This is a genomic window from Xenophilus sp., assembly GCF_044462705.1.
Classification (GTDB): domain Bacteria; phylum Pseudomonadota; class Gammaproteobacteria; order Burkholderiales; family Burkholderiaceae_C; genus Xenophilus; species Xenophilus azovorans.
The window spans coordinates 1-7,452 of sequence record NZ_JBIQNC010000220.1; the positions used below are offsets into that span (position 1 = coordinate 1).

A 7,452-nucleotide genomic window follows, 5' to 3' on the forward strand; every position below is an offset into this window, starting at 1 on the left:
TGGCGGAAAGCAGCCGGAGTCGAACCGACCAGGAAGCGGCTGGCGCCCCCTACCGGGTTTGAAGCCCGGGCGCACCACCGGGTGCGTTTGCCTTCCTTTTGAAGAACAACGAGAAGATGTTCTGCGCGCCTGTGCAAAGGCGCGGGGATTCTAGGGGCCGGTGACGGGGCCCTCCTCTTTCGTCCAGCGCGTGTTCGGGCGCAGCAGATGCGCGTCGCCCACGCGGCGGGTGTAGCCGATGCGGTCGAAGAACTCGAGGATCTGGATGGCGCGCTTGCGGCCGAGGTGCACGGCGTCGCGGAAGGCGCGGGCTTCGACGGCGCTAGGGGGGAGGCCTTTGGGGGAAACGGCGGTGCCCGGCTTCGACAGGCTCAGCCCGAACGGGTGGGGGGTGTCGGAGGCCGATGGGGCGGTGGCGTCGGAGGCCGACGAAGCCTTGGCGATGGCTGCGGCGGCATCCGGCGTGTCGGCCACACTCAGCGCCACAAAGGTCTGCGCCAGCTCGGCCATGCGCTCGGCCGGGTAGAACAGGTCCTTCACCACCTGGTACAGCACGCCCAGCCGCGCCTGCTTGCGCAGCAGCTCGCGCACGGCGTCTTCGCGCACACCGGTCTCGCGCGCCAGGTCGCGCACCCAGGGCGGGTCGTTGCCGCCGGCCAGCAGCAGGGGGTGCAGGCGGTCGGCCAGGGCCTGCTCGGTGTCGCTCAGGCTGACGCGGTGGCCGGGCAGGTGCAGCCAGTGGCCGGTGCGTTCCAGCACGGGGCGGCCCTCGGCGTCGCGTTCGGCCAGCAGGCGCTCGATCCAGGCCTGCCAGCCCTGGGCGGGCAGGCGCGCGAAGCTGGCCTGGGCGCCGCTTTGCGCGGGGAAGGCCATGCGTTGCAGGCGGGCGCTGTTCAGGCCGGGCTCGTCGGGGGCGCGGGCGTGGTGGCGTTGCAGGGCGTCGGTGATGCGCTCGCGCACGGCCGCCCAGGCGGCGGGGGCCAGCCACAGTTCGTCGGCATCGCCGCCGGCGCCGGGGGCGCCGAGCATCGACCCGGCGAGCGGGCCGGGCTGGCCGATGGGGAACGAGGGCGCGTCGTCGCCCGCCCAGCCGGGCGCAGGCAGACGGCCCAGCAGGCGCGCCAGCGCGCTGCGCGTGAGGCCGGCCGGCGCGGCGGCCAGCAGCGGGCGCGCGTCGCCGGTGGCGACCAGGGTGTCGAGGGCGTCGAGCCACTGCATGCGCTCGGCGCTGCGGCGCCGGCGCTCGGGCGCCAGCGGGTCGAGCACGACGCCGCCGCCCACGGTGCGCGTGCCCTGCGCGTTGCGCACGATGAAGCGGTCGCCGGGCACGACGAACACGGGCGCGTCGAAGACGAGCTGCACGCGCGCCTCGGTGTCGGGCGCCATCGTGTCGGCCTGCAGCGGCACGGCGTGTGCCTGCCGGTGCGCGGCGCCCAGGTGCACGTGCAGCGGTGCCCACGAGCCGAGCGGCGGGGCACCGGGCAGCAGGCGCAGGCGCACGTCGATGCGCTGCGTGGGTTGCAGCACGCGGGCATCGGCGATCCAGTCGCCGCGGGCGATCTCGTGCTTGTCGATGCCGGCCAGGTTGAGCGCGACGCGCTGGCCGGCGCGGCCCACTTCGGCGGCGCGGTTCTGCGCGTGCAGGCTGCGGATGCGCACGCCGCGCCCGGTGGCCGAGTGGGTGAGCGTGTGGCCCGCCAGCACGTGGCCGTCGAAGACGGTGCCGGTGACGACAGTGCCGCGCCCCGGCAGGGTGAAGACGCGGTCGACGGCGAGGCGGAACAGGCCGCCGCCGCGGCGCCGCTCGGCCGCCTCTTCTTCCCAAGCGCGGGCTTGGGCGAACAGGTGCTCGCGCAGGGCGTCGATGCCGAGGCCGGCGGCGTCGACCTCGGGCGCGATGGCGGTCTCGAAGACAGGCGCGTCGCGCAGCGGCGTGCCGGCCAGCAGCGCGGCGACCTCTGCGCGTACGGCGGCGATGCGTTCGGCATCGACGCGGTCGCACTTGGTCAGCGCCACGGTGCCCTGGGTGATGCCGAACAGCAGGGCGATGGCCAAATGCTCGCGGGTTTGTGGCATCACGCCGTCGTCGGCGGCCACCACCAGCAGCGCATGGTCGATGCCCGAGGCGCCGGCGGCCATGGTGTGGACGAACTTCTCGTGGCCGGGCACGTCGATGAAACCCAGCACGTTGGCAGTGGCTGCCCCGCCGCCCTGCCCGCCTTCGGACGGCACGGGAATGTAGGCGTAGCCCAGCTCGATGGAGATGCCGCGCGCCTTCTCTTCCTTCAGGCGGTCGGTGTCCACGCCGGTGAGCGCGCGCACCAGCGTGGTCTTGCCGTGGTCGATGTGGCCGGCCGTGCCGATGATCATGGCCGGGCGGCGAGCGCGGCCTGCAGCGCAGGCAGTTGCGCGGTGAAGGCGGCTTCGTCGTGCGCCTCCAGGCAGCGCAGGTCCAGCCACAGCGACTGGTCGGCGATGCGGCCGATCACCGGGCGCGGCAGGCCGCGCAGCGCGGCCTCGAGCCGGGCAAGCCGGCGGCCGGCGCGCTTGGCCTCGCGCGGCGCGATGCGCAGGCCGGCGCTGGGCAGCGTCTCCACGGGCAGCGCGCCGCTGCCGATCTGGCTGGACATCGGGGCAACGCTCGCCTCGAAGTCCACGCCCAGCGCCTGCTGCACGGCGGGCTGCAGGCGCTCGGCCTGGGCCTGCATCTGCGCGCGCGGGCGGGTGAAGAGGCGCAGCGTGGTCAACCGCTCGGCCAGGTGCTCGGGCGCGAGGTAGAGGCGCAACACGGGCTCCAGCGCGGCCAGGGTGAGCTTGCCCACGCGCAGGGCGCGCTTGAGCGGGTTCTTCTTGATCTTCGCGATCAGGTCCTTGCGGCCGACGATCAGGCCCGCCTGCGGGCCGCCGAGCAGCTTGTCGCCGCTGAAGGTGACGAGGTCGGCGCCGGCGGCCACCACGGCGCGCACGGTGGGCTCGTGCGGCAGGCCCCATTGCGCCATGTCGACGAGCGTGCCGCTGCCCAGGTCGACCGCCAGCGGTAGGCCGCGCGCGTGGGCGATGGCGGCCACCTCCGCCTCGCTCACCGTCTTGGTGAAGCCGCTCACGGCGTAGTTGCTGGTATGCACCTTCATCAGCAGCGCGGTGCGCGCCGTGACGGCTTCGGCATAGTCCTTGGCGTGGGTGCGGTTGGTGGTGCCGACCTCGACCAGCTTCGCGCCGGCGCGCGACATGATGTCGGGGATGCGGAAGGCGCCGCCGATCTCGACCAGCTCGCCGCGCGAGACGATCACCTCCTTGCGCGCCGCCAGCGCGTTGAGCGTGAGCAGCACGGCGGCGGCGTTGTTGTTGACGACGGTGGCGGCCTCGGCGCCGGTCAGCTCGCGCAGCAGGCCGTCGACGAGGTCGTCGCGGTCGCCGCGGCCGCCTGTGGCGAGGTCGAACTCCAGGTTGGCCGGCGCGGTGAGCGCGCACATCACCGACTGCACGGCCTCGTCGGGCAGCAGCGCGCGGCCCAGGTTGGTGTGCAGCACGGTGCCGGTGAGGTTGAACACGGCCACCAGGCGCGGCGCGAAGCGCGCGGCCAGGCGGCGTTCGCAGGCGGCGGCGAGGGTGTCGTCGGCGATGGCCTCGGCAGCGAGCTGGCCGGCCAGGGCCTGCGGGCGCAGGGCGTCGAACTCGGCGCGCAGGGCGTCCGTCAGCGCGCCCTGGCCGTAGCGCTCCGCCAGCGCCTGCATGGCCGGCGCGGCGAGCGCGCGGTCGACCGAGGGCAGGCGAAGGGCGTGGGGAACGGCGGACATGCTTCGGATGTTCCTGCTGAAACTGAACACACCCCGTTCACGCTGAGCTTGTCGAAGCGCTGCGCAGGGCTTCGACAGGCTCAGCCCGAACGGTCCGGGACAAGCGCAGCTCGATGGCGCGCCGCATCACACCGCCAGCGGCTTCTCGATCGCCAGCAGCGGGTTGCCGCTGGCCCGCGAGAACGCGGTCTCGCCCATCAGCAGGTCGAGCGTGAGGCTGGCCAGGTCGTCGGCCAGGGGCTCGGCGTAAGGGTCCTGCTCCTGGTTGACGATCTTGCGGTAGGTGTGGCACTGCGTGCAGGTCTCGGCCAGAACGACCTGGTCCTTCACCTTCGCGGCGTCGCCGGCCTCGGCCTCCTCCACGCCCTGGTAGCGCACGCCCTGCGTCGATTCGCAGTGGCTGCACTTGACGCGCACCATGTGCCATTCGGTGGCGCACAGGCCGCAGTGCAGGTAGCGGTGGCCGCCGGCCTCGCCGCCGATGCGCAGCACGCTGGCCACCGGCGCGCTGCCGCACACGGGGCAGACGGTGGCGGGCTCGGTGTAGGGCATGCTGCGCTCGTCCTGCGCCGCGGCGCGGGCGGCGAAGACGACCTGCAGCGCGGCCATGACCAGCGGCGCGGCAGCGATGTCCTCGCGGCCGAGGTTGTCGGCCAGCGCCTGGCGGGCCAGGGCGTCGAGCGCCTCGTCGTCATGCGCGGCCAGGCGGTCGAGCACCGGGCGCAGCACTGCGGGCACGGCGGGGTCGGCCTGCACGTCGGCGACCAGCGCGCGCAGGGTGGCGCGCCAGCCGGCGGGCAGCGCGTCGGAGGCCGGCATGAGCGGCATGCCGTTGGCGCTGGCGCGCTGCACGGCGTCGGCCGGCAGGGCCTCGGCGGCGGGCGCCTCGGCCGCCAGCCGCTGCTGCGCCTCGACCAGCCGCGCGGCGAAGCGCAGGTAGTCGGCGATGGGATGGCCTTCGGCCAGTTGCCGCAGGCGCGCGGCGCGCTCCTGGAACAGCAGCGCCGGCCGCGGCAGGCGCACGCGCGGGAAGCTCACGCGGTCGAGGGCTTCGATGTCGCCGGGCTGGAGGATGCGTTGCACGGTGCGAGGAAAGCTGAGGGGCCAAAGAGAAGCGCCGGGACGGACCCGGCGCTCTGGATGCAGGTGGGCTGCGGCAAGTCTATGCCAGCCCCCGATAGATCGGCATGGGAAGAAGCCTCATCCCCTGGGCGCCGCGCGGTCGCGTGCCAGCGCGCTTTCGCGCTCGACCACCTCGCCGTACCAGCCCCGGTGATGGCGCCGGGCCCAGGCGTAGCTCACCGTGCCGCGGGTCATGGCCTTGATGGAGCCCTTGACCCAGATGGCCGCGTAGATGTGGACGATGATGGCGCAGACGATCACGAAGCCGAAGAAGGCGTGCAGCAGCGAGGCCAGCCGGACGATGCCGATCGGGAACAGGTGGCTGAAGTACGCGCGCCAGATCACCAGCCCCGTGAGCAGCAGGCACAGCATGCTGACCACCAGCACCCAGAACAGCAGCTTCTGCCCCGCGTTGTAGCGGCCCACCGGCGGCAGGCGCTCCTCGCGGTTGTTCACCACGTCGCCGGTCTGCCGCAGCCACTGCCGGTCGTTCGCGTCGAGGAAGTTGTGATGCCAGAAGCGGATCACCAGCACGAGGAACGAGACGAACATCACCACGCCGATGAAGGGGTGCAGGATGCGCGTCCACGGCCCGCCGCCGAACAGCGCCGTCAGCCAGTACAGCGCCGGGTGGAACAGCGCCAGCCCCGACAGCGCCAGCAGCACGAAGCAGATGGCGGTGATCCAGTGGTTGCTGCGCTCGTTGGGCGTGTAGCGCTCGATGGCCGGGCGGCCCTGGTTGTCGAGCACGAAGTCGGCGTGCGTCGGACGCCTGGCCTTGCTGCTGCTCATGACCGCACCTCCTGTTCGCGCTGCGCCTCGGGCGGCACGCCCGCATCGTCGCGCCGGGCCAGGGCGTTGGCCTCGGCGTCGATCTCTTCTTCCTCGCTCACCTCGTTGGGGCCGACGCGGGTGTAGTGGAAGAAGCCGGCCAGCGCGGTGAGCGCGATGCCGGCCAGCGCCAGCGGCTTGGTCACGCCCTTCCACAGGCCGACCATCGGGCTGATCGTCGGCGCCTCGGGCAGGCCGCTGTACAGCGAGGGCTTGTCGGCATGGTGCAGCACGTACATGACGTGCGTGCCGCCGACGCCCGCCGGGTCGTACAGGCCCGCGTCCTTGAAGCCGCGCTCTTTCAGGTCGGCGATGCGCTCGGCCGCATGCTCCTTCATGTTCTCCTTGGTGCCGAACACGATGGCGCCGGTCGGGCAGGTCTTGACGCAGGCAGGCTCCTGGCCGACCGCGACGCGGTCGGAGCACAGGGTGCACTTGTAGGCCTTCTTGTCCTTCTTGGAGATGCGCGGCACGTTGAAGGGGCAGCCGGTGATGCAATAGCCGCAGCCGATGCAGGCTTCCTCGTGGAAGTCGACGATGCCGTTGGCGTACTGCACGATGGCGCCGGGCGAGGGGCAGGCCTTCAGGCAACCCGGGTCCTCGCAGTGCATGCAGCCGTCCTTGCGGATCAGCCACTCCAGGTTGCCGCTTTCCTCGTTCTCGTACTCGGTGAACCGCATGACGGTCCAGGAGTTCTCGGTGAGGTCAGTCGGGTTGTCGTACACGCCGGTGGTGGTGCCTACCTCGTCGCGCAGGTCGTTCCACTCCATGCACGCCGTCTGGCAGGCCTTGCAGCCGATGCACTTGGAGACGTCGATGAGCTTGGCGACCTCGCCCGCATAGGCGCTGCGCTGGCTGGGCGCGGGCGTGGTGGTGGCCGAACGGCGCTTGATGTCCAGGGATTGCATCGACATGGCGCTACACCTTTTCCACCTTGACCAGGAAGGTCTTGAACTCGGGCGTGTTGGTGTTGCCGTCGCCCACGAAGGGGGTCAGCGTGTTGGCCAGGAAGCCCGGCTTGGTCACGCCCTTGAAGCCCCAGTGCAGCGGGATGCCGACGTGGTGCACCGTCTTGCCCTCGATGGTCATCGGCTTGATGCGCTTGGTGACCACCGCCGCAGCCTTGATGTAGCCGCGCTTGGAGCTGACCTTGACCTGGTCACCGGCCCGGATGCCCAGGCTCTGCGCCAGCGCCTCGCCGATCTCGACGAACTGCTCGGGCTGCGTGATGGCGTTGAGCAGCGCGTGCTTGGTCCAGTAGTGGAAGTGCTCCGTCAGCCGGTAGGTGATGCCCACGTGCGGGAATTCCTCGGCCTTGCCGAAGGTGTCCCAGATCGGCTTGAACACGCGCGCCGCGGGCGAGCTGGTCGCCTTGGCGTTCTTCGGGTACATGGGGTTGTAGCCCACCGGCGTGTCGAAGGGTTCGTAGTGCGTGGGGAAGGGGCCTTCGTTCAGACCCTTGCGGGCGAAGAAGCGCGCCACGCCCTCGGGGTTCATGATGAACGGCCCGGCGCCGGTCTCGGGCGCCAGGGTCAGGCCCATGTCGGGCACGTCCGGACCGGCCCAGGCGCTGCCGTTCCAGCGGATCAGCTCGCGCTCGGGGTTCCAGGGCTTGCCCGAGGGGTCGCAGGAGGCGCGGTTGTACATCACGCGCCGGTTGGCCGGCCAGGCCCAGGCCCAGTTCAGCGTGTTGCCGATGCCG

6 protein-coding genes and 1 tRNA gene are annotated in these 7,452 nt (G+C 72.0%); all 7 read right to left on the reverse strand.

What is annotated here, in order from left to right; genetic code table 11:
- Positions 1–96: transfer RNA gene (locus ACIY1X_RS22695), tRNA-Sec, on the reverse strand.
- 54 nt (positions 97–150) lie between these two features.
- Positions 151–2,370: a selenocysteine-specific translation elongation factor gene (gene selB / locus ACIY1X_RS22700; protein ID WP_399684989.1), complete on the reverse strand. Its 2,220-nt coding sequence runs from the start codon at positions 2,368–2,370 to the stop codon at positions 151–153.
- Positions 2,367–3,797: an L-seryl-tRNA(Sec) selenium transferase gene (gene selA, locus ACIY1X_RS22705; protein ID WP_399684992.1), complete on the reverse strand. Its 1,431-nt coding sequence runs from the start codon at positions 3,795–3,797 to the stop codon at positions 2,367–2,369. The genes selB and selA overlap by 4 nt, the downstream gene beginning before the upstream one ends.
- Positions 3,798–3,923: 126 nt before the next feature.
- Entirely contained in the window at positions 3,924–4,880 is a 957-nt protein-coding gene (gene fdhE / locus ACIY1X_RS22710) for a formate dehydrogenase accessory protein FdhE (protein WP_399684995.1), read from the reverse strand.
- A gap of 117 nt (positions 4,881–4,997) precedes the next feature.
- Complete coding sequence (locus ACIY1X_RS22715) at positions 4,998–5,711, reverse strand: formate dehydrogenase subunit gamma (RefSeq protein WP_399684997.1); 714 nt, start codon at positions 5,709–5,711, stop codon at positions 4,998–5,000.
- Positions 5,708–6,664 (reverse strand): formate dehydrogenase subunit beta, encoded by a 957-nt coding sequence (fdxH, locus tag ACIY1X_RS22720; protein ID WP_038210867.1) that lies wholly within the window; start codon positions 6,662–6,664, stop codon positions 5,708–5,710. Before fdxH ends, ACIY1X_RS22715 begins: the two co-directional genes overlap by 4 nt.
- Before the next feature lie 4 nt (positions 6,665–6,668).
- A partial coding sequence (locus ACIY1X_RS22725; protein ID WP_399685001.1) for a molybdopterin dinucleotide binding domain-containing protein occupies positions 6,669–7,452 on the reverse strand: 784 nt, incomplete at its 5' end.